Raw genomic sequence first — 22,424 nt, 5'->3', positions numbered from 1 at the left:
CTTCTTTTTTATCCATGGTTTTTACCGTCCGGCAAGGCGCCTACTCGGGCAAGGGCAACGCCTTTCTGTCCAGCTTGCCGCTGCCGGTCTTGGGTAGGGCATCCAGCAGCATGAGCCGCGCCGGCACCATGTAGTGCGGCAGCGTCGCCTGCAGCCCTTTGCGCAGGGCCAGCCGGTTGAGGGTCACCCCGCTTTTCGCCTCCACGTAGCCCACCAGCATGGCCTCATCCCCTTCGCCCACCAGACGCACCGCCGCCTCCTGCACCCCGGCCTGGCGGCGCAGTCCCGCCTCCACCTCGCCGAGCTCGATGCGAAAACCGCGTAGCTTGACCTGATCGTCGCGCCGTCCCAGATAAAGGAAGCAGTCCGCACCCAGTTGCCGCACTCGATCACCGGTGCGATAGAGGCGATGGGTGGCAAGGCGCAGGAAGGCCGCGCTGGTCAAGGCCGGCTTGCGCCAGTACCCCTCGCACAGGGCCGGGCTCTCGATGCAGAGCTCGCCGCACTCCCCCTCTGCCACCGGCTGCCCCGCCTCGTCCAGCACCCAGTGCCGATAGCCGGGCAGGCTGTGGCTGATGGTGATCTGGCCATCAGTCGGTGGCCAGCGCACCTCGCTCACCAGGGACCAGACGGTGGCCTCGGTCGGCCCGTAGCAGTTCCACAGCCGCCGGGTGCGGGCACAGAGCTGCTCGGCCAACCCTGGGTCCAGCGCCTCGCCGCCGCACAGGGCAGTGAGGGTATTGCGCCCCTGCCAGCCAGCCTTGAGCAGCATGCGCCAGCAGGCCGGGGTGGCCTGCAGCCAGTTGATGGAGGGGTCGGCCTCGAGTAGGGCCTGCATCCCCAGCGGATCCTTGTTGTGCTCGCCGCCGGCCACCGTCAAGCGGCCACCGCCCCAGAGCGGCCCCAACATCTCCAGCAGGGAGATGTCGAAGGCCGGGGTGGTGATAAAGAGCCAGTGGCAGCTCGGTGAGAGCCCGAGCCGCTCGCGGATCCCGTCGAGAAAGCAGAGCAGGGCCCGCCGGCTGATGACCACCCCCTTGGGCTCGCCGGTGGAGCCCGAGGTGAACATCATGTAGGCAGCCAGGGCGTCATCCACCTGGGGCCAGGAGACGGCCCCTGCCGCTGCGGGCCCATTGAGGGTGCGCAGCGGACAGCCGAAAGCGGGAGCCGGCCTGTCGCCGTCGCAGATCACCGCCGACAGGCGCGCCTGGCGGGCGATCCCCTGCAGCCGCTCCACCGGAAAATCCGGCTCAAGGGGCACGAAGGTGAGACCGAGGCGCAGGCAGGCCAGCAGGCTGGCCACCAGATCGGGGCTGCGGGAGAGATAGAGGCCGACCCGCTCACCCACCGCCAGCCCCTGCAACTGGGCGGCAATCCGGGTCACCCGATCATTGAGCACACCGTAGCTAAGCCACTGCTCATCTGAGCCGCCCTCACTGATGCCCTCCCCGCCCATACGGATGGCGGGGGCCAGCGGGGTGGCAGCGAGACAAGCCGCCAGCCGCGCCCCCAGGTTGGCCGCCCCCTTGGGGGTACCTCTCGGTGGTGACACGGCCGGGGCCTTATGCTTGATGGCCACCGTCATAGCGCGGCCTCCATTTGGCGCACCAGCCAGTGCCGATAGAGCCGGCTGGGGGATGGATGGGCCTTGAGGGTCTGCAGGGTGAGTGGCGCCCGCTCCTGGCCAAACGCCTCGTTGAGGGCCGCCAGCAGGGCGAGCTGCTGCACCGAATCCACCCCGAGTTCACACAGGGTCTGCTGCCAGATGCCGGGCACGCCGCACTGGCGCTCCCACAGGGCCACCAACGCGCGGGCCTCGGCCGGCGGCTGAGCCAGGCCGGACTCAGCCTTGGTGGCGGCCACCTGTGTGACAGTAGATGGTGTGGCTGTCGATGCTGTGGCTGCCGATAGTGTGGCAGCCCCTTGCGCTGGGAACGGCGCGGCCGCCGCCACGCTGGCCGGCTGGCCCAGATCCGCCTGCGCCAGCCAGTCGAGCTCGGCCAGCCAGTCAGCCAGCACCGCCTCTGCCCGGGCCTCGGGGATCTGCTCGCCGTCGAATTCGAGGCGCAACTGGAGCGTCTCTCCCCGGCTGCTGACTACGAGCGACAGAGGAAGCTCCACCTTCTCCACCACGGCGCCAAAGCGCGGCACCAGCTGGTGGGGTTCGGGGGCGACAGGGGCCACCGGCATGGGGTAGTTCTCGAACACGAACAGACTCTGGAACAGACGCGCCCGGCCTTTGGTCAGTGCCGCCAGCGACTGGGTGCCGTGCTCGTTGAGCGCCATCAGGTCGGCCTGCAACCGGGCGATATGCTCGGCCAGGCTCAGCTCAGTGCGCCACGCCAGAGCCAATGGCAGGCTGTTGATGTAGAGCCCGACGCTCGCGGTGATCCCCTCGATGGGATAGTCCCGGCCAGGGGTCACGTTGCCCACCAGGGTGACGGCATCGCCAGAGCGGCGAGCCAGCAGACGGTGCCAAGCATATTGGGCCAACAGTCCTGCGGTCACGCCAAGGTCGCGGGCACGATGGGCGAGCAAGGTCGCCACCTCGGCCGGCAGCGCCGTGGCGCACAGCGCCGGTCGCTGCTGGGTATGGCGCCCGCTTGCACCTACGTCCAGCGTCACCCCGAACAGGCAGGCGAGATCGTTGGGCTTGGCCAAGAGATCGCCCCGCCCCTGCCAGTAGGCGTCGGCGCTGCGGGTTTGGCTCGCGATATGGCGGCCAAATTCGAGCCAGGCGGTATCCGACTCGCCCTGCGGCAACAGGCCGTTCATCAGCGCCTGATAGCCGCGATGCAAGGAACCTAGCAACACGGGGCCGCTCCAGCCATCCAGCACGCCGTGATGGGCACTGAAGATCACCTTGTGGTGATCGGGGGCCAATTTGAAACAGGCAAGGCGCAGCAGGGGGGCCTGCTCCAGCGGGATCGGGCGGGCCAGATCCTGCTGGCGATAGGCCTGGACCCGTGTCTCTGCATTTTCCACTTCAGACAAATCCTCATAGAGGAATGGCAACTCGGCGCGCTTGAGGATGCGCTGCAGCGCTACCCCGTCAGCCAGCACCAGTTCGCTGCGAAGGGCCGGCCAGCGGGCGATCTGCCCCTGCCAGGCCTGACGGTAGACCGCCACGTCCAGCGGCTGGTGATAGTCAATCTCGGTCTGCAGGTGATAGGCGTGATCCCGGGGCAGCAACGCCCTATGATGGAACATGCTCTGCTGCAGCGAGGTCATCGGCAGCAGGGTCTCCACCTCGCGCCCGGCCAGCACCCCATCGAGCGCAGCTTGCGAGAGGTCAAGCCCCGGGAAGTCGCTCGGGGTATGGCGCGGAGCCTTCAGGTTGCAGCAGTGCTCCACCAGCGCCGTCAGGTTGTCCGCCAGCCGCGCCATCAGGGCATCGCTCGCCTGCTGGTTGAGGGCGCCGACCTGACGCAGGGTGAGGCGGCCATCAAACACGCCCCCGTGCAGGCTGACCAGCTCCCGCGGCAGGTTGTCAGGGGACGTGGGTGCCCCCGGTGCCATCGGCAGGGGCTGCCAGGGCTGAGCGGCCTCGCCCTGATGGCTGACCCCCAGGTAGTTGAAGACCACCAGGGCTTCGGGTAGTGCCCAGCCACGGGGGTGGTGCAGCCGCAAGGCGTTGAAGCCCACCCCCTTGTCCGGCACGGCGCGCAGCTGCTCCTTGGTGGCGCAGACCAGTGCATCCCACGCCCCGGCATCTTCCAGCGCCAGCGGATAGGTGCTGGTGAACCAACCCAGGGTGCGGCTCACGTCCAGTTCCGCATCGATGACCTCACGGCCGTGTCCTTCCAGCATCACGCAGTGACGGCTGCCGTAACCCTGCTCGCTCAGGGTACGGGTCAGGGCCGCCAGCAGCAGGTCGGGCACCCGGGTAAAGTAGGCCTGGTTGGCGGTGTCGATAAGACGGGCCGTGGTCTCCTGACTCAGTTGCAGCAGGCTGGCGGCCGCGCGGCCATCGGTGGCACGTCGCTCCTCCAGCAAGCCTGGCTTGCTGGCCTCCCCCTGAGCCAGCCAGAAGCCAAGCTGATCCTCTTCCCGTTTGGCGTAGGCCGCGAGCCCCTCGCCCCACTGGCGATAGCTGCTGCCCTTGGCGGGCAGCGGCTCGCCCCTGCTCACCCGTGCCAGATCCTCGGCCAGAATGCGCCAGGAGACCGCATCGATCACTAGGTGATGGAAGGCGAGGAAGAGCCCCTCCACCGTCTCGCGCTCGCCCTCCCGCTCACCTTCCAGGGAAAGATTGCGCAGGCGGGCCCAGGCCAGGGTGTGGCCGCTGGCAGGGTCGAAATCTCCCTGCAGCGCAGTCAGGCGTGCCTGCAGCTCGGCCTCATCGAGGCTGCCGGCATCCAGGGTCGGCAGCGGCGGCAATGGCAGTTCGGCCAGGTAGCGCTGGCCGGTCGGGGTCACCGCCAGGCGCAGGGCATCGTGGTGCTGGCGCAGGGCATTCAGCCAGCCGCGCAGAGCCTCATCGTCCACCCCGGCTGGCAGGCGCAGGATCACCCCCTGGTTCCAGTGACCGGGCTTGGCAAAGCCCTGCTCGAAGAACCAGTGCTGAATGGGGTGGAGCGGGAAGTCGCCGGTCAGGCTGCCCTGCTCGCTCCTGTGGCTGACCGCCTGCTGCTGGCCGAGCTGGCGACAGAGGCGGCGCACCGTCTTGGCTTCGAACACGTCCTTCACGCTGCAGTGCAGTCCCGCATCCCGCAGCCTAGTGGTGAGCTGGATGCTGAGGATGGAGTCACCCCCTAAGCGGAAGAAGTCATCCTCCACCCCGAGCGGCTGCTTGAGCACCCCTTGCCAGATGGCAAGCACGGTCTGCTCCAGTTCGTTTTGCGGCTCGCCCTTGCTCTGCTGCCAGACGGTAGCGGGCAGGCGGCGCAAGTCCAGCTTGCCGTTGGGGGTGAGCGGCATCTCGGGCAGCCAGCACAGGCGCGCCGGCACCATGTATTCGGGCAGACACTCGCCGGCTCGCTGCAGCAGGGCATCGCCGTCGGGCTCCCTTGCCCCGGCCTGCAAACAGGCGTAAGCCAGCAGACGACCCTCCTGCACCACCACCTTGATCTGGCGGATGACCGGGCACAATTCGGCGAGCCGGGTCTCTATCTCCCCCGGCTCGATACGATAGCCGCGCAGCTTGATCTGCTCGTCTATCCGGCCCAGATACTGGATGTTGCCGTTGCGGCGCAGCAGGGCCCGATCGCCGGTGCGATAGAGGCGATGGGTACGTTCCGCCAGCGCCAGTTCGATAAAGGCCTCCTGGGTGCGCTCTGGCAGATTGAGGTAGCCACGGGCCAGCCCCAGCCCTGCCAGGCAGAGCTCGCCGGGGACCCCCACCGGGCAGAGGTTGCCCGCCTCGTCCAGGATCAGCGCCTTCAGGTGGTTGATCGGTCGGCCGATTGTGATGGGCGCCCCCGGGGTGAGCCGCGCGCAGAGCGCGGTGACGGTGCACTCGGTCGGGCCGTACATGTTAAACAGCGCCACCCGCTCCCCCCAACGCTCCACCAGGCTGCTCGGGCACGCCTCGCCGCCAAAACCGATGGCCTTGAGGGAGCCGAGCTCCACCGGTGGCAGCAGGTTCGCGAGCAGGGCGGTCGGCAAAATCATATGGCTGGCACCGCAAGCGATGGCGGCGTCGATCACCCCCTCGCCCGGCTCGCCGAAGTGCAGGGCCGCGCCGCAGTAGAGGGGCAGCAAGCTGGTCATGTTGCCGGCATCAAACGAGAGGGACATGCAGTTGAACATGGCGCCACTCTGATCAAGGGTGATCCGCTCGCCATGATCCGCCATCAGGTTGACCAGGCTGCCCTGCTCCACCATGACCCCCTTGGGCAGGCCGGTGCTGCCGGAGGTATAGATGATCTGGGCCAGCATGGCGGCGTCCCGGGGCAGTGCGGGCGTGCTGGCTGGCATCTTGTCCAGCGCAAGCTGGTGCAGATCGTGATACGCGGCAGTCGTGCCCGCCAGCGCCTCGCCAAGCCGCGGGTCCGGCACGCCACCCAGCACCAGGCTGATGCCAGCATCGGTGAGGATATGGGCCAGCCGCTCGGCGGGATAGGCAGGGTCGAGGGGCACATAGGCAGCTCCCGCCTTCCAGCAGGCGAGCAGGGCGATGACGAAGGCGACATCGCGTCTGGCCTGGATGCCGATGGCGGCGCCCGGGGTGACCCCCTGAGCCTGCAGCCAGTGGGCCAGCCGGTTGGCTCGCACCTCCAGCTCGCCATAGGTCAACGATTGCGCGCCGTCGCTGACCGCCAGCGCGTCCGGCAACTGCGTGGCCCGCCGCTCGATATGACAGAGCAGGGTGTCGCGACTCGGGTAGCCCCGCGGCAAGTCGGCAAGCTGTGCGGCCAGCGCCGCCTGGTCGGTGCCCGCCTCCAGCGGCAGTTGCCAGATATCGGTCTCGGGGGCCGCCACCACGGCGCGCATCAGGTGCAGCAGGCGATCGGCATAGGCCTGGATGGTCTCTCGCTCGAACAGGGCGGTGGCAAACAGCCAGTCCACCCTGACGGAGTCCATCAGCTCGGTCACCTTGACCGAGATGTCGGTCTTGGCCGGCAGCACAGGCGAGGTCTCCTCCACCAGCTGGCAACCGGGGATGAGATCGTTGAAGTCCACCTTGGCCTGATAGACCAGCATGATCTGGAAGATGGGGTTGATGGCGGTGGTGCGATCGGCGCCGATGGCCTCGGCCAGCGCCTCGAAGCGGTAGAGCTGGTGATCGAAAGCCGCCAGATCTTCCTCCCGGCACTGCTGCAGATAGTCGACAAAGCTGGGCTTGCCGCTGAGTTGAGTGCGCAGCACCAGGGTATTGACGAAAAAGCCCACCAGGGACTCGATCTCGTGGCGCTCGCGATAGGCGAGCGGGGTGCCGATCACCACCTCCTTCTCGCCGCTCTGGCGCACCATCAGCAGGGCAAACAGGGCGTGCAGACCGATGAAGTTGGAGGTGCTGTGGCGCTGACAGAGGCGCTTGAAGCTCTCCCACAGCTCATTGTCGATGGTGGAGAAGACCAGCTCGCCGCCGCTGTCCTGATGGGCCGGGCGCGGCTTGTCGAGCGGCAGGCCGTGCACCTCGGGGCTGCCACCGAGCCGGTCGACCCAGAACGGTTTGAACTCGGCGTGATAATCGAGAAAACGCGGTGAGTTGAACCAGCGGGCATAGTCGATATAGGTGAGCGGCAGCTCGCTCACCTGCAGGGGTTCGCGGTTCTGATGAGCAAGAAAGGCGCGCTTGAGATCCGCGAACATGTTCTTGACCGACCAGCCGTCGGAGATGATGTGGTGCTGGGTGATCAGCAGCACGTGCTCGCGGCTGCCCAGCCGAATAAGATGCACCCGGCTCAGATCCCCCTGGGTCAGGGAGAAGGGGCGCCCTATCTCCTCGCGCACCCGCCTGGCCACATAAGCCTCCCGCTCGGCAATGGGCTCTGCGCTCACGTCCTCAATCTGCAGCGTGAAGGGCGTGTGGGGCAGGATCTCCTGCGCCCCCCTGCCCGCCTCGTCCTTGATGAAGCGGGTGCGCATGCTGGGGTGGCGGGCAAACAGGTGGTCGAAGGCAAACTCCAGCGCCGCCGTGTCCAGCTCTCCCTTGACGCGAAAATAGACCGGCATGTTGTAGAGGTGGGAGGACTCCTCGTACTGCTCGATAAACCAGAGTCCGCTCTGGGAGGACGAGAGCGGCCCCTGCCGGGCGCCCTCGGCATCACGTTGCGCAAGAATGGGCGCCTCGAAGGCGGCGCGGGCCGCCAGGCAGCGCACCAGCTCATCCTTGTGGGCCTTGATGGTGGCGCCGATGGCCGGCGTCACCGCCTCCTTGCTCGACTGGGAGATAAGCTGGCCCTTGTCGTTCAGCCCAAGCTTCACTCCCTGCCGCTCCAGCTGTTTCAACAGCAAAATCATATTGTTCATCTGTTTCTCAAGCCTCAGGCACTCAGGGTGGCGCCGCCGTCGACGACCAGATCCTGCAGCGTGATGTGGCTGGCCAGATCCGAGGCCAGGAAGAGGACGGTATGGGCGATCTCCGCCGGGGTGGCTACCTTGCGCAGGGGGATGCCGAGCTTGAACTGCTCCGGCAACCCGGCGATGGTGCGGGCCATGGCCTCCTCGCTTGGCAGCATGCCGCGCAGCATGGGGGTATCCGTCGAGCCCGGCGACACCAGGTTGGCGCGCACACCGAAGGGGGCCAGCTCCAGCCCCACCGTCTGGGTCAGGCTGGTGACCGCCGCCTTGGAGGCGCAATAGGCCGCCATCTGCATGCGCGGCACATGGGCGGCATTGGAGCCGATGGTGACGATGGCGCCGCGCTGTTGCCCCTTGAAGTGGGGCACCAGGGCTCGCAGCAGATAGAAGACACCGCTGGCGTTGACCGTCATGCAGTCGTGCCAGTCGTCATCGCTTAAGGTCTCGGTGGGGCCGAGGCGCAGCACCCCGGCCCCGTTGACCAGCACATCGAGCCCGCCGTCCGCCAGCAGCGCTGCGCAGCAGGCGTTGACCGCCTTCGAGTCGCCGATATCGAGCAGCCGGGTGGCATAGGGGTAATCGGCTTCGGGAAACGCCAGATCCAGCCCCACCACGGATGCGCCGGCCGCCACGAACTGCGTCGCCACCTCGCGGCCGATGCCGCGCCCGGCCCCGGTCACCCAGACCCGCTTACCAGTGAAATCAAAGGCCATTGCTTGTTGCTCCTTATCCATCACCACACCATCTCCACGCTCTCTTCGTCCTCGGCAAGCAGGCCGTCGAGGAAACGGCAGAAGTCGTCGAGGCGCGGGTGATCGAACACGTCGGAGACCTTGACCTGCACCCCGAACTCGGCGCCGAGCCGGTTGACGATCTGGATGGTCTGCAGGGACTGGCCCCCCAGTTCGAAGAAGTTGTCGGCGGGCGCCATGGTGGCCAGCCCCAGGATCTGCTGCCAGATGGTGCCGACCCGGTTCTCGGTCTCGCTGCCCAGGGTCAACGCCTCGCCGCCCGCCTGGTAGGCGGCCAGCAGGCCCTTGCGATCCAGCTTGTTGGAGCCGGTGCGGGGCAGTTGGTCATAGTGGCGATAGTCGGTGGGGATCATGGCGGCAGGCAGCACCCTGGCCAGCTGCGCCTTGATGACCCGGCTGTCGCGCTCCGGCCCCGCCACGAAGGCCACCAGCCGGCGCACGCTGCCGATGCTCACCCCCTGTACGCAGGCCTCGTCCACCCCCGGCAGGGCCAGCAGCTGGGCCTCCACCTCGCCGGGCTGGATGCGATAGCCGCTTATCTTGAATTCGTTGTCGCGCCGGCCGAGGTAGACCAGCCGGCCGGCCACCAGGCGCACCCGATCGCCGGTGCGATAGACGGGCAGATCCTCTTCGCCGATCCGCAGGGTGCCGAAACCGCCCTGCGCACTCTGCACATTCGCGCTCTGCGCGCTGCCCACATAGCCGTTGGCCAGTTGCGGGCCGAGCAGCACCAGCTCCCCCTCGCTGGCGGGTTGCTCCCCCGATCCCAGGATCAGCGCCTGCATGCCGGACAGCGGCAGACCGATGGGCAACTGGGCCTGACTCGGGTCTTCCTGCTGCAGCTCCTGGGTGGTCACCACCACGGTCGTTTCGGTGGGGCCATAGGTGTTGAACAGGCGCACATCGGAGCGGCCCTGACGCTGCCACTGGGCCAGCTGCTCGGGATAGACCGCCTCGCCGCCGATGATGACGGTGGTAAGCCCGGCAGGGATGTGGGCCTGACCCGCCGTCAGCGCCACCACCCACTCGTTCCAGAACGCGGTGGGCAGGTCGAGGTGGGTGATCCCCATCTGCTCCACCCCGGCCGCAAAGGCGGGCATGGATTCGAGCAGGGCGTCGGTGCGCAACACCAGGGTGGCGCCGGCGCTCAGGGTGGCGAACACCTCCTCGATGCTGGCGTCGAAGTTGAAGGGGGCGAATTGCAGCATCCGCGCCTCTTCATCCAGGTGATAACGGCAACGGGCGGCGGCGGCGAAGTGATCCAGCGCGCCGTGGCTCACTGCCACTCCCTTGGGCAGACCGGTCGAGCCAGAGGTGAACATCAGGTAGGCGACGGCGCGACCGGCGGCCGGCTGGTTCAAGCGGTTATCGCTTACCAGATCCCCCGCCAGCAGCGTGCGCCCCTCAAACAGGCTGGCCAGCTTGTGACGGTACTCGGCCTGGGTGATCAGGGTCTTGACCTCCCCCAGCCGCAGGATATGGCCCTGACGCTCCAGCGGCTGCTCGGGATCGAGCGGCACATAGACGGCGCCGGCCAGCAGCACCGCCAGCTGGGCGAAAATGGCCTGGGGGGTGCGGGCCAGCATGACCCCCACCTTGTCGCCGGGGGCGACGCCTGCTGCCTGCAGGGCGGCCGCCATCTGTTCGGCTCTGGCCAGCAGCGCCTCGTAGCTGAAGCGGGCCTCTCCCTGCGCCGTGCTCTGAATCAAGGCGATCTTGTCCGGGGTCTGGGCGGCGAAGTGACAGAGCGCGTCCAGCACCGGCCGCACCTGGAGAGCTTCATGGGCGGGGCCGGCGATCAGGGCGCTGGCCCGCTGCTCGGCCAGCCAGTCGGCCTTGAGCGTCCCCAGGGTCTGGGCGGGCTCGGTCAGCCAGCGGCCCAGCAGGGCAAACAGGGTATCGGCGATGGCCGCCAGATCTGCCTGACAGTAGCAGCCGGGGTTGGCGTCCAGATCCAGTCTGGGCTGGCCATCGACGCCGACCTGCACCTCGATGGTGAGATCCTCCACCGGGCCGGCGCTGATGTTGAGAATATGGGCAGATAGCGGCCCGAAGCGGCGAGCGTGATCAAACGGCATGATGTTGACCAGGGGGCCGAACAGGCGTTTGTCGCCCCCCACCAGGCCAAGGTCGCGGCGCAGCAGCTCGTAGCGGTAGTGCTGGTGTTTGCGCACCCCGCGCTTGGCCTTGGCCACGGCGCCGGCGGCGCCTGCCAGATCCAGTTCTTCACCCAGTGTCAGCGCCAGGGGGGTGATGTTCATCTGCATGCAGGGCACGGTCAACGATGCCGAGCCGATGCGGTTCATCATCATCAGGCCGAGCAGGGTCTTATCCTGACCGCTCGAAAGCGACAGCTGGGCAGAGAGGCCGGCCAGCAGCAGATCGGGCCAGCCCAGCTTGTGCTCGTCGGCAAAGCCGGCCAGGGATTGCCACAGCGCCGCCGGCAGAGGGCGGCTCTCGCGGATAAAGTCGGCGGCAATTGGGGCGCGGGTCTCGCCAAAGGATTTTACCTCGGGCCAGCCTTGCAGCTGCTCCTGCCAGAAGGCGCGGGCGGCGGCGTTCTTGCCGCTTAGCTCGCGGCTCGCCTCTTCGGCCAGCACATCCGCCAACGAGCCGAAGGGGGATGGGGAGTTCATCTCACCGGCCAGCCCCTCTGCATAGAGCTCGGCGATGCGCTGGAACAGCAGGGTGGTGCCAAAGCCGTCGAGGGCGATGTGGTGCACGCAGCTGTAGAGGTAATCGCGGCCAGGGCCGCGCAGCAGGGCAAAGCGGCAGGGCGCCTCTTGGGTCAGCTCGAACGGGCGGCGCAGATCGGCCCGGGCCCAGGCGCGGGCCAGCGTCTCGTCATCGCGCTCGAGGGTGACCTCTTCATAGGCCAGGGGCAGCTCGGCCGGGACAAAGCAGACCGCCTCCTTATCGTCTTCGAAGTGGCCCTTGAGCGCCTCGCACTCCCCCACCGCCTTGGCAAGGGCTGCGGCCAGCACGGCCGCCTCGACCTTGCCGTCGAAGGCGATGCACTCGGCGGTATTGAACATCGCCTTGTCGTCGTTGAGCAGATGTCCGGACCAGAGCCCCTGCTGGGGGATGGTCAAGGGGAAGCGGTTCATGGGGTCACCTCCAGCGCCTGGGCTGCCAGCCTGGCCTCGATGAGGCGCCACCAGCCGTTGAGGGTCGGCAGCTTGGCGAGATCCACGAAGCCCAGCTCCACCCCGGCGGCGCGCCACTCGGTGAGCAGAGCCATGATCCGCACCGAATCCAGACCGTAGTCGATGAGGTTCTCGTCGGGGTCAAACTCCCCTTCGTCCTCGTCGATGTGGCTCAGCAGCCGCGTCTTGAGCCCCTCATACGTCAGCAACGGATTGGCGGACAACGAATTGCTCTGGGCGGCAGAAGCCGGGGCGAGGGCCAGTACCTCCTCGCAGCGGATCACCTTGCCGCAGCGGGTCGCCACGTAGTCGAGCGCCATCTGGTGGTCGGCCAGGGAGAAGTCCGCCACCCCGTCCGCCAGGAAGAAGGGCTGGATGTCGCGCATGAAGGCGTCGCAGGCGGTCATCATGCAGCCGATATGGCCGTAGATGCCGCCGATGATCAGCTGATCCCGTCCCAGCGCTTTGAGCATCTGCTCCAGCTCGGAGCGCTGGAAGGCGCTGTAACGCCACTTGACCAGCACGGTGTCGTCACGCTCTGGGCAGAGCGCTGCCACCACCTGCTGCTGCTCGGGCCGTTTGTTGAGACCCGGGCCCCACATGTCGTTGAGCAGGGCGCGATCCTCAGGGGACTGATCCTTGGGCTGGGCGGTGTAGAAGACCGGGATGCCGAGGGCCTTGCACTGCTTGCGCACGGCGGCCAGGCGCTCGGTTAGGGCCGCGATCAACGGGCTGTTTTCGCCATAGAAGGCGGTGAAGTACTCCTGCATGTCGTGGATCAGCAGGGCGGCGCGTTTGGGATCCAGAGACCAGTTGACCTTGTTGGCCTTCCACTGGCTGGGCATGGCGTAATTGTTCAGGGTTGGGATAGCCATAACGTCATGATTCCTTTTTAGTTTTATGCTCTTGTCAGGGACTGGTTGGCGGCGATGGCGTGCGCAATGCGCGCCCGCAGCCCCTGCTTGTCAATCTTGCCCACCGCCGTCATGGGCAGGGCGTCCAGGGTTTCGAAACGGTCGGGCAGCTTGAAGTCCGCCACCCCGCGCTCGCGCAGAAACTTGCGCAAGGCCAGCGGCTTGAGCCCCGGCTCGGTGGTGACGATAAAGGCGCAGCTCTTCTCCCCCATGGCGCTGTCGGGCATGGAGACCAGGGCCGCATGGGTGATGGCCGGGTGGTGCAGCAGCTGGTTTTCCACCTCTTCCGCCGCGATCTTCTCGCCGCCCCGGTTGATCTGATCCTTCTGCCGCCCGACCACAGTCAGGTAGCCATCATGGTCTTGCACCACCAGATCGCCGGAGCAGTAGAAGCCCTCGGCATCGAACACCCGGGCGTTGTGGGCCGGGCTCTGGTAATAGCCGCGGAAGGTATAGGGGCCGCGGGTGTACAGGGCGCCAGGCTCCCCGGGGGCGACCGGATTGCCCGCCTCATCGAGGATGCGCACCTCGTCGTCCGGGCTCATGGGGCGGCCCTGGGTGTGAATGACCTTCTCGTCGGGATCAGAGAGCCGGGTATAGTTGACCAGCCCCTCCGCCATGCCGAACACCTGCTGCAACCGGCAGCCGAGCAGCGGCCCAATCTTGCTGGCCACCGCCTCCCCCAGCTTGGCGCCACCCACCTGCAGCAAGTCGAGGCTCTCGAGTTGGGTGCCCGCAGTGGGGTCCGCTTCCGCTGCCTGCAGCCAGAGCGAGACCGCCGGCGGCACCAGCGAGGTGAGATTGACCCGGTGGCGGGCGATCAGCGGGAAACAGCTGATGGGGCTGGGATCCGGCGCCAGCACCACTGTGCCGCCCGCCTCGAATACCCCCAGGGCGCCAGGGGAGCTCAGGGGGAAGTTGTGGGGCGCCGGCAGGGCGCACAGATAACGGGTGTGGGAGCCTAGGCCGCAGATCTCATTGCTGCGGCGCACGCTGTAGAGGTAGTCATCGTGGGTGCGGGGGATGAGCTTGGGGGTGCCTGTGCTGCCACCGGAGAGCTGGAAGAAGGCCACCTCGTTCGCCGGGGTCGGGCCAGATTTCATCGGTTCACTCTCAGCCACCTTCGTCAACCAGCGGGTCAGCCCCAGTGCCCCCCCATCGCCATCCAGCAGCACCAGCTCGGCGCCCATGGTTGTCAGCAGCTCGCTCTCACGACCCTTGGTCGCAAACAGCGGATGGGCCAGCGAGCCGATAAAGAGGCGCGGAGTGATCTGCTCGGCATAAGAGAGGAGCTCCAGCCGGTTGTGGCTAAAGAGCGCATTGACCGGTGCTATGCCGGCCTTGAGCAAGGCGAAGAACACCAGATAGAACTCGGCCACGTTGGGGAGCTGCACCAGCGCGGTATCTCCCACCCCCAGGCCGTGGCGGGCCAGATTTGCGGCCAGCCGGCTCGAGGCGGCGTCCAGCTCGCCATAGCTGAAGCGGCGCTCGCCGCAGAGAATGGCCTCGGCGTCTGGGGCAAGCTCGCACTGGCGCGCCAGCATGGCGGTCAACGGCTCGCCGCGCCAATAGCCCTTGGCACGGTACAGCTCCGCCAACTCTTCGGGCCAGCGGGTATAGGGCAGGAAGCGGTTGGTATCGCTCATTGCGCGACCTCCGGACTCAGGCCCAGGGCTTCCAGATTCGACTGCCCACTCTGCCAGCCCAGATATTGAAGCTGCGTCATTGCGCTACCTCCAAATCCAGGCCCAGCGCTTTGAGCATGGTCCCCAGCTTGGTGCCGGTCTCAGCCCACTCCATGGCGGGATCCGAGCCCGCAACGATGCCGGCGCCGGCGAACAGCTCCACCTGATGGCCATCGAGCACGCCGCAGCGGATCACCACGGCCCACTCGCCGTTGCCCTGGCTGTCGCACCAGCCAACGATGCCGCTGAACAGGGCGCGCCGGAAGGGCTCCTGCTCGCGGATGAACTGGCGGGCCAGATCGGTGGGATAGCCACACAGGGCCGGGGTGGGATGCAGCTGGCAGGCCAAGGAGAGCACCGACGCCTCGCCGCCATTGAGCCGGCCAGCGATGGGAGTGCCCAGATGCCAGAGGGTATCCGTGCTCATCAGCGAGGGATGAGCGGGGATCGCCAGCTCGCGGCAGTGGGGCGTCAACACCCGGCGGATCTCGTCGATCACCAGGCGGTGCTCATGCTGATCCTTGCGAGAGGCCAGCAGCTCCCGGGCGACCATTTCGTCTTGCGCTGGCTCGCTCGCCCGTCTGGCGGAGCCCGCCAACGGATGGGTGAACACCTCTCCCCCGCTGACCCGCAGCAGCAGCTCGGGGCTTGCGCCCAGCAGGCGGCGGTCCTGGCCGAGCGGCAGGGAGAAGTGGAAGGCGTGGGGATTCTGGGCCATCAAACGGGCCATCACCTGCTTAGGATCGGCAGGCTGGTGCAGGGTAAGGGTGAGTTTGCGCGACAACACCACCTTGGCGAGCCGGCCTTGTGCAAACGCATCCAGCGCCGCGCTGACCGAGGCCTGAAATTCGCTGGCCGGCGGGGTGCTCTGCACCGAGATGACCCGGTTGGCCTCGGGGGCCTGCTCAGCCGCTGTCACCGATGACGGCTCTGTCGGGGCCAGTTTCTCGCCCCGCTCATAGCGGCCGGGCACATAGAGGCAGGAGGCCTCCGCCGGGTCGAACGCAAAAGCACCGATCAGCAGAGGATTGCTCTGGCCGGCGGCGCTGGCCGCGGCTAAGGCGCTGGCAATCTGTTGTTCCAGCAGGGGCCATTCACAGGCGGGGGTGGTGATGGGTTGCCCCAGGTCAGTGGCACTGATCGTGCCCTGACCCGAGGTAAACAAGAAATCAGGCGACATCTTCGCCTCGGCAGGTGTGCCATTGTCCATTACTCGAGTATTCACGTTACACCCTCAAAGAAGATTCAAAATGATAATGATTATCAATTTGACTTTGTGCGGCGGTAAAATACTCGCTTTGAAATCACGGGGTCAATGGGATTTTACATCGATAAAACAGGATCTTGTCTGTGGATATACCCTTGAGGGCGCCAACGCTGGCTTGCTGGCGGTGGGCAGCAAAACCTACTCGAATGAAAACACATGTCCATCCCCATACGGGGATGCGACAGAAACGGGAGAAAAGCACTCCACTGGCGGCCAACCCGCTTTGCCTCTAAGATGGCGCCATCTCTTGTGACAGCCCCGATAACGGAACCCTCCCATGTTGAAACACCTGCTTCTGCTCCCCTTCGCCCTGCTGCTGGCGGCCTGCTCGCTCACCCAGTACAACGTCAGCGAGAGGGAGATCAACCAGTACCTCCAAGAGAGGGTCGCCTTCGAGAAACAGCTGGGGATCCCCGGCATCATGTCGAGCAAGATCCGCCTCGATGACATGGTGAGCCGCATCGGCCGCACCCAGGCCGACAAGGTCGAGCTGGATGCCGCCGGCGATCTGCAGGTGGCGAGCCCGCTCGGCAGCCAGCAGATGAAGATCCGCCTCTCCCTGCGCGCCCGCCCGGACTACGTGGCCGAGCAGGGGGCCATCTACCTGCGCGATCTGGAACTTCTCTCCGTCAAGACAGAGCCGGCCGACGTGGGCGCCGCCCTCACCCCGCTGCTGCCCACCTTCAACCAGTCCCTCTCCCTCTTCCTCTCTCAGACCCCCGTCTATCGTCTTGATGGCGCCCGCCAGAACGAGGCGCGGATCAAGGACAAGGTCGAGGCCCTCAAGGTAGAGCCGGGTCGTCTGGTGATCCCCTTCAAACTGATGTGATACCTGCCGCCGCGTCCCCCTCTCCCCCAACTCCCCGGGGCGCGGTTTTTTCTTCTCAAGCTTCCCCCTTTGCCCCATAATGCACACCATTCTCATTTAGATTCATGAGAAGCGTCATAATAAAATCAGATATATGGGTGAAAAGGACATGAGAAAAACCGTTCTGGTGCAGGCGATCGCCTGTGCGTTGCTTGGCAGTGCCGCGCACGCTGCCGTCAAAGTGGAAGACAAGACCTTCAACACCGCCGCCAACATGCTGGCCTACACCGAATTCGAGCTCTCCGGCGAGCCGCTGGCCGAGGCTCTCGGTCTGGATCTGGATGTGCTGGATGCCAACCGCGCCGACGAGCCGACGCCGTTCGACTTCGCCGCCGGCATCGAATCCTACGAATACTCCGAAGAGGCGATGTACGCCCTCAACTACCAGTCCGGCATGGGCCCGCACCTGGTGAACGGGCCGCAAAACCTGGCCCGTGGCGGCACCCTGGCCGACCTGGGCAAGCGGGTACTGGCCATGGCCGAGGCCGTCGGCTTCCCGGCCGATGAAGTGCCCCAGGGCATGTATCCCCTCTCCCTGCCGTACGCCTCCGCCAACCCCGAGTTTGCCCAGGCCGTGAACGCAGCCCCGGTCAATGGCGACCAGATCACCATCAAGACCGCCAAGGGCACCGAGAAGAGCGTCAAGACCCAGGTCCCTGCCTACTTCCGCGACTACGCCACCCTGCGCTGGAGCGGCAGTGACAACCTGCTGGTCCCTGCGGCCGTGGGCGGCATCCTGCTCAAGGAAGTGATGTGGTCCCAGGACTTCCTCGGCGGCATGCACGTGGCCGAGACAGATGAAGAGGTAGAGGCCGCGTCCGCCACCATGGATCAGGACGGCAAGCACAAGCTGGGCGTCTCCGCCGCCGACGGCTTCAACGGCATGATGCTGACCGAGCAGTCCATCGACAAGCTGGCCATCCTGCAGGGCCAGCTCGGCTTTGACGGCAAGACCCTGGGCGCCAAAATCACCCCGCAATACGATCCGGCCAAGGGCGTCGTCTACTTCCCCCATCAGGTGAAAGTGACCGAGACAGCCAAAAACGACGTCGGTGCCATCGGCAAGCTGGACGTGGTGGATGGCTCAGCCCAGTTGCGTGACGCCTGGATGCTGCTGTGGCCACTCTCCGAGTTCTACGCCTTCAGCGATCAGCGCAGCGCCAACACCAACCAGAACCCGGCCTTCCACGCCGTGTTTGACGGTGCCCCCTTCGCAGCAGCACCGGCCGCCAACAAGGGCAACGATCTGGGCAAGGCGGTGGCGGGCAGCGATGCCTTCTCCCTGGCCCTGAACCTCTCCAACCTGACCTTCAAGAACCTGCAGGCCCTGCACTTCGAGCCCAAGGCCGGCACCCTGGTGGACAGCTGGCAGGATGGCAAACAGGCCAAGCACGTCACCGCCTTCGACGCCGCCTACGCCCTGGTCGCCCTGCAGATCTTCCAGCGCGCCCAGGACGCCCTGCCGGTGGGCTACGCCGCCGGTGACAATGGCGAGCTGAACCTCAAGACCAGGCAGGGACAGGAGGCGCTGGCGCTCATCACAAGACAGGCCGACTTCATCCTGGGTCAGCTCAAGGGTAGCAATGGCCTCATCCATGACGGTATCACCCTGGGCGGCAAGCCCGATGCCGGCCAGTCGGTCGAGACCCAGTTCGCCGCCATCCGCGGCCTGACCGCCGCCTTCCTGGCCACCTCGGATACCAAGTACCGCACCGCGGCGCGCGAGCTGTTCATCGCCACCGACAAGGCCTACTTCAACCAGAAGGCCGGTACCTGGCTGGCGGGCAAGCAGGGTGAATACACCCCCTGGACCCAGGCCGCCATCTCCGGCGCCCTGCGCTCTGCCATGCTGAACCTGCGCAACGAAGGGGCCGAGAAGGCGCCCGAACTGGAACTCGCCACTCTGACCAAGCAGTACGTGAGCTGGTTCCGCGGCACCGTGAACGGCGGCATGCAGATGGCCGAATGGGTTGGCGACTCCGGCGAGAACCTGGTGGAAGGCGCAGGCCATGACACCGACGAAGACGGCGTGCCCCAGGTGACCGCCGCCGGTGGCAAGCACGGCACCGCCATGGTGATGGCTGGCAAGGCCGTGATCGGCGAGTGAACCCTGTAATACCCCATGAAAAAGGGAGCCTTTGGCTCCCTTTTTTTATCCTGCCGTCAAGCTCACACCAGCTTGGCCAGCATCGGCTTGGTCACCAGCACTATGCCCTGCTCGGAGCGGTAGAAGCGGCGTGCATCTTCGTCCGCATTCTCCCCCACCACCAGGCCATCCGGCAGCTTGCAGCCCTTGTCCACCACCACCCTGCGCAAGCGGCAACCGGCCCCGATCTCGACCCCGGGGAAGATCACCGCCTGATCCAGGGTGCAGAAGGAGTGCACCCGCACATTGGTGAACAACACCGAGTTCAGCACGAAGGAGCCGCTGACGATGGAGCCCCCCGCGAACATGGAGTTGATGGTCATGCCGTGCTGGCCGTTTCTGTCCTGCACGAACTTGGCGGGCGGCGACATGTTCTGGCTGGTCCAGATGGGCCAGCTCTCATCGTAGATGTCGAGCTCGGGCACCACGGACGCGAGATCCATGTTCGCCTCCCAGAACGAGTCCAGGGTCCCCACATCGCGCCAGTAGGGTTTCTGCCCCTCCTTGGCACCGACGCAGGACATGTTGAACGGGTGGGCGAATGCCTTGCCCTCTCCCACGATGCGCGGGATCACGTCCATGCCGAAGTCATGCTTGGACTCCTGGTTGTGAATGTCCTCCTCCAGCAGCTGGTAGAGGTAATCCGCCTCGAAGATATAGATACCCATGGAGGCCAGGGAAACGTTCTCGTTACCCGGCATGGCGGGGGGGTTGGCCGGTTTCTCCACGAAGGCGCGGATCTTGCGCTGATCGTCGATGTCCATCACACCGAAGGCGGAGGCCTCACAGCGCGGCACCTCGATGCAGGCCACCGTCACCTTGGCGCCGAGGCGCACGTGATCGAGCAGCATGGCGGCGTAGTCCATCTTGTAGATGTGGTCACCCGCCAGCACCACTATGTATTTGGGGCCGTAGTCGCGAATGATATCCACGTTCTGGTAGATGGCGTCTGCTGTCCCGCGATACCAGTGCACTTCGTCCACCCGCTGCTGGGCGGGCAGCAAGTCGATGAACTCGTTCATCTGGTAGCGCAGGAAGGACCACCCTGACTGCAGGTGGCGCAACAGACTGTGAGACTTGTACTGGGTCACCACACCCACCCGGCGGATGCCGGAGTTGATGCAGTTTGAGAGCACGAAGTCGATGATGCGGAATTTACCGCCAAAATGGACGGCGGGTTTGGCACGGTTGTCGGTCAGTTGCTTCAGGCGACTGCCTCGTCCCCCTGCGAGCACCAAGGCCATACTCTGATTCAATAGCTGCCGCGCTTTGGCTGTGTTTACGGGTTCTAGCGACATATCTACCTCTGCTCTGTTGGGGCTGTTTTCAACCCATCTTCGCTTTTTTTTTTTGCTGTGAAAGTGGTTTCACTCACATTTAATCGCATTCCTCACCCCCCTTTTCAAGGAGTTGCGTGAGCACAGATGTCATACGACAACGAGTTGGTTAGAATTTCTACATCACAAACATCATCAAGGATGAAACGATGTTGAATAAACATGAGGGGAACCTGCTGCTGGTCAGCGCTCTGGTCTGCATCCCCATGCTGTTGCTGCAGGGGATATTGCTCGCGCCCCCCGTCTCGCCGCTCACCCTGCTGCTGGTCATGCTGACCACGATAACGGGGTTTGCCCTGCTGCTTTTTCTCTCACGCAGCCTGCACCGGGGCGAACGAGAGAGACAGGAGCAGCGCTGGCTGCAAGCATTGCAGCAGCGGGATCCCGCCATGCTGGACAGCCTGCAGGCACAAACGACTCTGCGCCAGCTGCTCGCCTCCTTCAATGAGGCCGAGCTCGATGCCCACCGCCAGATCACCGAGCTGCACAACCAGGCAACCCGTGACGAGATGACGGGGCTGTGCAATCGCCACGCCTTCCGGCGCGATCTGACCGAGCTGCTGCAGCAGGAGAACACCCAGACCGCCATCCTGGTGCTGATCCGCGCCACCGAGCTCGGCAAGCTCAACGCCCAGCGCGGCTTCCAGTCCGGTGACGCCTATATCCGGGACATCGCCGCCCTCATCACCCAGACGGTGGGCCGCTTCCCCGGTCATCAGGTCTATCGCATCTCGGGGGCCGACTTCGCCGTCCTGATGCCGCCCCTGGCCCAGCTCCCCCCCCATCTGCTGGGGCGTGACCTGAAACTCGCCTTCGACAACTATCAGCACAACAACGGGCTGGAGAGTGCCGCCTACTCGGGCATGACCCGGCTCAGCAGCGAACAAAAGATAGAAGCCATTCTGGCCCGGGCGGACATGGCGCTGGCGCGCGCCCAGACGGAAGCGGTCAACGGCTGGGCCATCCAGCAGAGTGACGAGGTGGTCGAGGTGCAGGGCCAGCGCCACTGGACCCAGGTGCTGACCGAGCTGCTGGAGCAGGAGAACATCAGCTTCACCTGCCAGTCCATCCAGTCACTGCATCGCGGCATGATCACCTATCACGAGATCTACCCCCGCTTTCACAGCGCCGACGGCACCGTGCTGCCGAGCGACACCCTGCTCGCCATGGCGCAGCGTCTGGACATGGTGCTGCGCCTGGCGCAGATGGTGGTTCGCCACGCCATTCGCCAGTACCGGGCCTTCGGCGGCCAGAGCAGCCGCTGGGGCCTCAACCTCCCGGGCACCTTGCTGCAGAGCAGCGCCTTCCTGATCTGGCTCGACCATCAGTTGCAAAAGGATCCCGATATCAGCGCCAACCTAGTGTTCGAGATGGATGAAGATCATCTGGAGCGCAACCTGACGGGGGCCAAACGGCTGTTCGAGCTGCTCAGACGCCATGGCAGCCGCTCGGCCATCTGCAACTTCGGCAAGGGAATCGGCTCCTTCAGCCTGTTTCGCGAGCTCAAGCCCGACTACATCAAGCTGGATCCCGGCCTCATCACCGAGCTGGAGCAGGATCTCACCAATCAGCAGTTCGTGCGGATGATCGTCGACGTGTCACACCGCATGGGCTGCCTGGTGATCGCGGAAGGGGTGGAGCAGGTCGGGCAGAAGCAGATGCTGCAGAGCATGTATGTGGATGGCTTGCAGGGCTATCTGATCGCCCAGCCCCAGGAGATGGGGCCGGAGATGGGTCAGCAGACGCTCCTCACGGAGCACGCTTCAGTTTCAGCAGGGTCAGAATGATGTCGTTGAGCTGGCGATAGCGCTCCAGCTCCTTCTGGTCGTAACGGGTCGCCAGCATGGTCGGGTTGTGGCGATGCTTGAGGTAACGGTTGATCTGCAGGCGGTTGAAGCCGGCCACCTTGTAGACCTGACCCAACAGCGCGTTGAGCTCCTCGTCGTCCAACCCGGCCTTGGCCAGGTAATCGGCCTGGGAGGGGCTCTCCAGTCGGCAGCTCTGCTTGTCGAGGTGACCGCACTCCTGCAGGTAGGCGAGCCACTGCTCCACATAAAGCGGCTTGCAGCCGGCCAGCAGGTTGAAATACCCCACCGCATCGCAGCGACACCCCGACAGCAGCACCAGGGCCAGCTCGTCGCTGTCGCACTGGAAGCTCACCGGGCCGCTCTGGCTCCAGTCCAGCGCCTGCACCCGGATTTGGGCCCGTGCCCCCGCTCGTGTGGTCACGTCAAAGACAAACATGTCACCTCCCGATCGGCAAAGGGATCATGATGGCCCATCCCAGTCACGGGTGCAAAGCCAAATCACCCTTTCATACAGCGGCCGGCAAGCCCCATAA

12 protein-coding genes are annotated in these 22,424 nt (G+C 65.6%); 3 read left to right on the top strand and 9 right to left on the bottom strand.

Features of this window, described 5'->3' with window-relative positions:
- Positions 1 to 40: 40 nt before the first annotated feature.
- The 7 genes from amoH to I6L45_RS14830 form a co-directional block, all read right to left on the bottom strand.
- The gene (amoH, locus tag I6L45_RS14860) at positions 41 to 1,585 is read right to left on the bottom strand and encodes an amonabactin biosynthesis glycine adenylation protein AmoH (RefSeq protein WP_216982478.1); all 1,545 of its coding nucleotides are present in this window, start codon (positions 1,583 to 1,585) and stop codon (positions 41 to 43) included.
- The gene (amoG, locus tag I6L45_RS14855) at positions 1,582 to 7,917 is read right to left on the bottom strand and encodes an amonabactin biosynthesis non-ribosomal peptide synthetase AmoG (RefSeq protein WP_216982477.1); all 6,336 of its coding nucleotides are present in this window, start codon (positions 7,915 to 7,917) and stop codon (positions 1,582 to 1,584) included. Before amoG ends, amoH begins: the two co-directional genes overlap by 4 nt.
- 14 nt (positions 7,918 to 7,931) lie before the next feature.
- A complete protein-coding gene (gene amoA, locus I6L45_RS14850) occupies positions 7,932 to 8,681 on the bottom strand; it encodes an amonabactin biosynthesis protein AmoA (protein ID WP_216982476.1) in 750 nt (249 codons plus the stop codon).
- A gap of 20 nt (positions 8,682 to 8,701) precedes the next feature.
- Positions 8,702 to 11,827 (bottom strand): amonabactin biosynthesis non-ribosomal peptide synthetase AmoF, encoded by a 3,126-nt coding sequence (amoF, locus tag I6L45_RS14845; RefSeq protein WP_216982475.1) that lies wholly within the window; start codon positions 11,825 to 11,827, stop codon positions 8,702 to 8,704.
- Complete coding sequence (gene amoB, locus I6L45_RS14840; RefSeq protein WP_216982474.1) at positions 11,824 to 12,741, bottom strand: amonabactin biosynthesis bifunctional protein AmoB; 918 nt, start codon at positions 12,739 to 12,741, stop codon at positions 11,824 to 11,826. Before amoB ends, amoF begins: the two co-directional genes overlap by 4 nt.
- A gap of 23 nt (positions 12,742 to 12,764) precedes the next feature.
- On the bottom strand, positions 12,765 to 14,426 hold the full coding sequence (locus I6L45_RS14835) for a (2,3-dihydroxybenzoyl)adenylate synthase (RefSeq protein WP_216982473.1): 1,662 nt from the start codon (positions 14,424 to 14,426) through the stop codon (positions 12,765 to 12,767).
- Between the two features lie 76 nt (positions 14,427 to 14,502).
- On the bottom strand, positions 14,503 to 15,690 hold the full coding sequence (locus I6L45_RS14830) for an isochorismate synthase MenF (protein ID WP_216982472.1): 1,188 nt from the start codon (positions 15,688 to 15,690) through the stop codon (positions 14,503 to 14,505).
- A gap of 319 nt (positions 15,691 to 16,009) precedes the next feature.
- Between I6L45_RS14830 and I6L45_RS14825 the strand changes: the two genes are divergently transcribed.
- Both I6L45_RS14825 and I6L45_RS14820 read left to right on the top strand, forming a co-directional pair.
- Positions 16,010 to 16,561, top strand: coding sequence for a lipoprotein (locus I6L45_RS14825; RefSeq protein ID WP_216982471.1), 552 nt, complete (start codon positions 16,010 to 16,012; stop codon positions 16,559 to 16,561).
- 148 nt (positions 16,562 to 16,709) lie between these two features.
- Positions 16,710 to 18,707, top strand: a complete 1,998-nt coding sequence (locus I6L45_RS14820) for a hypothetical protein (protein ID WP_216982470.1) — start codon at positions 16,710 to 16,712, stop codon at positions 18,705 to 18,707.
- Between the two features lie 62 nt (positions 18,708 to 18,769).
- Here the strand turns inward: I6L45_RS14820 and glgC are convergent, their stop codons facing one another.
- On the bottom strand, positions 18,770 to 20,044 hold the full coding sequence (gene glgC / locus I6L45_RS14815; RefSeq protein WP_043761225.1) for a glucose-1-phosphate adenylyltransferase: 1,275 nt from the start codon (positions 20,042 to 20,044) through the stop codon (positions 18,770 to 18,772).
- A 188-nt stretch (positions 20,045 to 20,232) separates the two neighbouring features.
- Here glgC and I6L45_RS14810 point away from each other — a divergent pair, with 188 nt between their 5' ends.
- A complete protein-coding gene (locus tag I6L45_RS14810) occupies positions 20,233 to 21,870 on the top strand; it encodes an EAL domain-containing protein (protein ID WP_216982469.1) in 1,638 nt (545 codons plus the stop codon).
- Here the strand turns inward: I6L45_RS14810 and I6L45_RS14805 are convergent.
- Positions 21,833 to 22,327, bottom strand: a complete 495-nt coding sequence (locus I6L45_RS14805; protein ID WP_216982468.1) for a hypothetical protein — start codon at positions 22,325 to 22,327, stop codon at positions 21,833 to 21,835. The two genes, I6L45_RS14810 and I6L45_RS14805, sit on opposite strands and share 38 nt — an antisense overlap.
- Positions 22,328 to 22,424 lie beyond the last annotated feature (97 nt).

Origin of the sequence: Aeromonas sp. FDAARGOS 1415 (assembly GCF_019048365.1) — a bacterium.
Lineage (GTDB): Bacteria > Pseudomonadota > Gammaproteobacteria > Enterobacterales > Aeromonadaceae > Aeromonas > Aeromonas taiwanensis.
The sequence above is the reverse complement of the archived record's forward strand: the minus strand, read 5'-3'. Positions and strand labels throughout refer to the sequence as shown.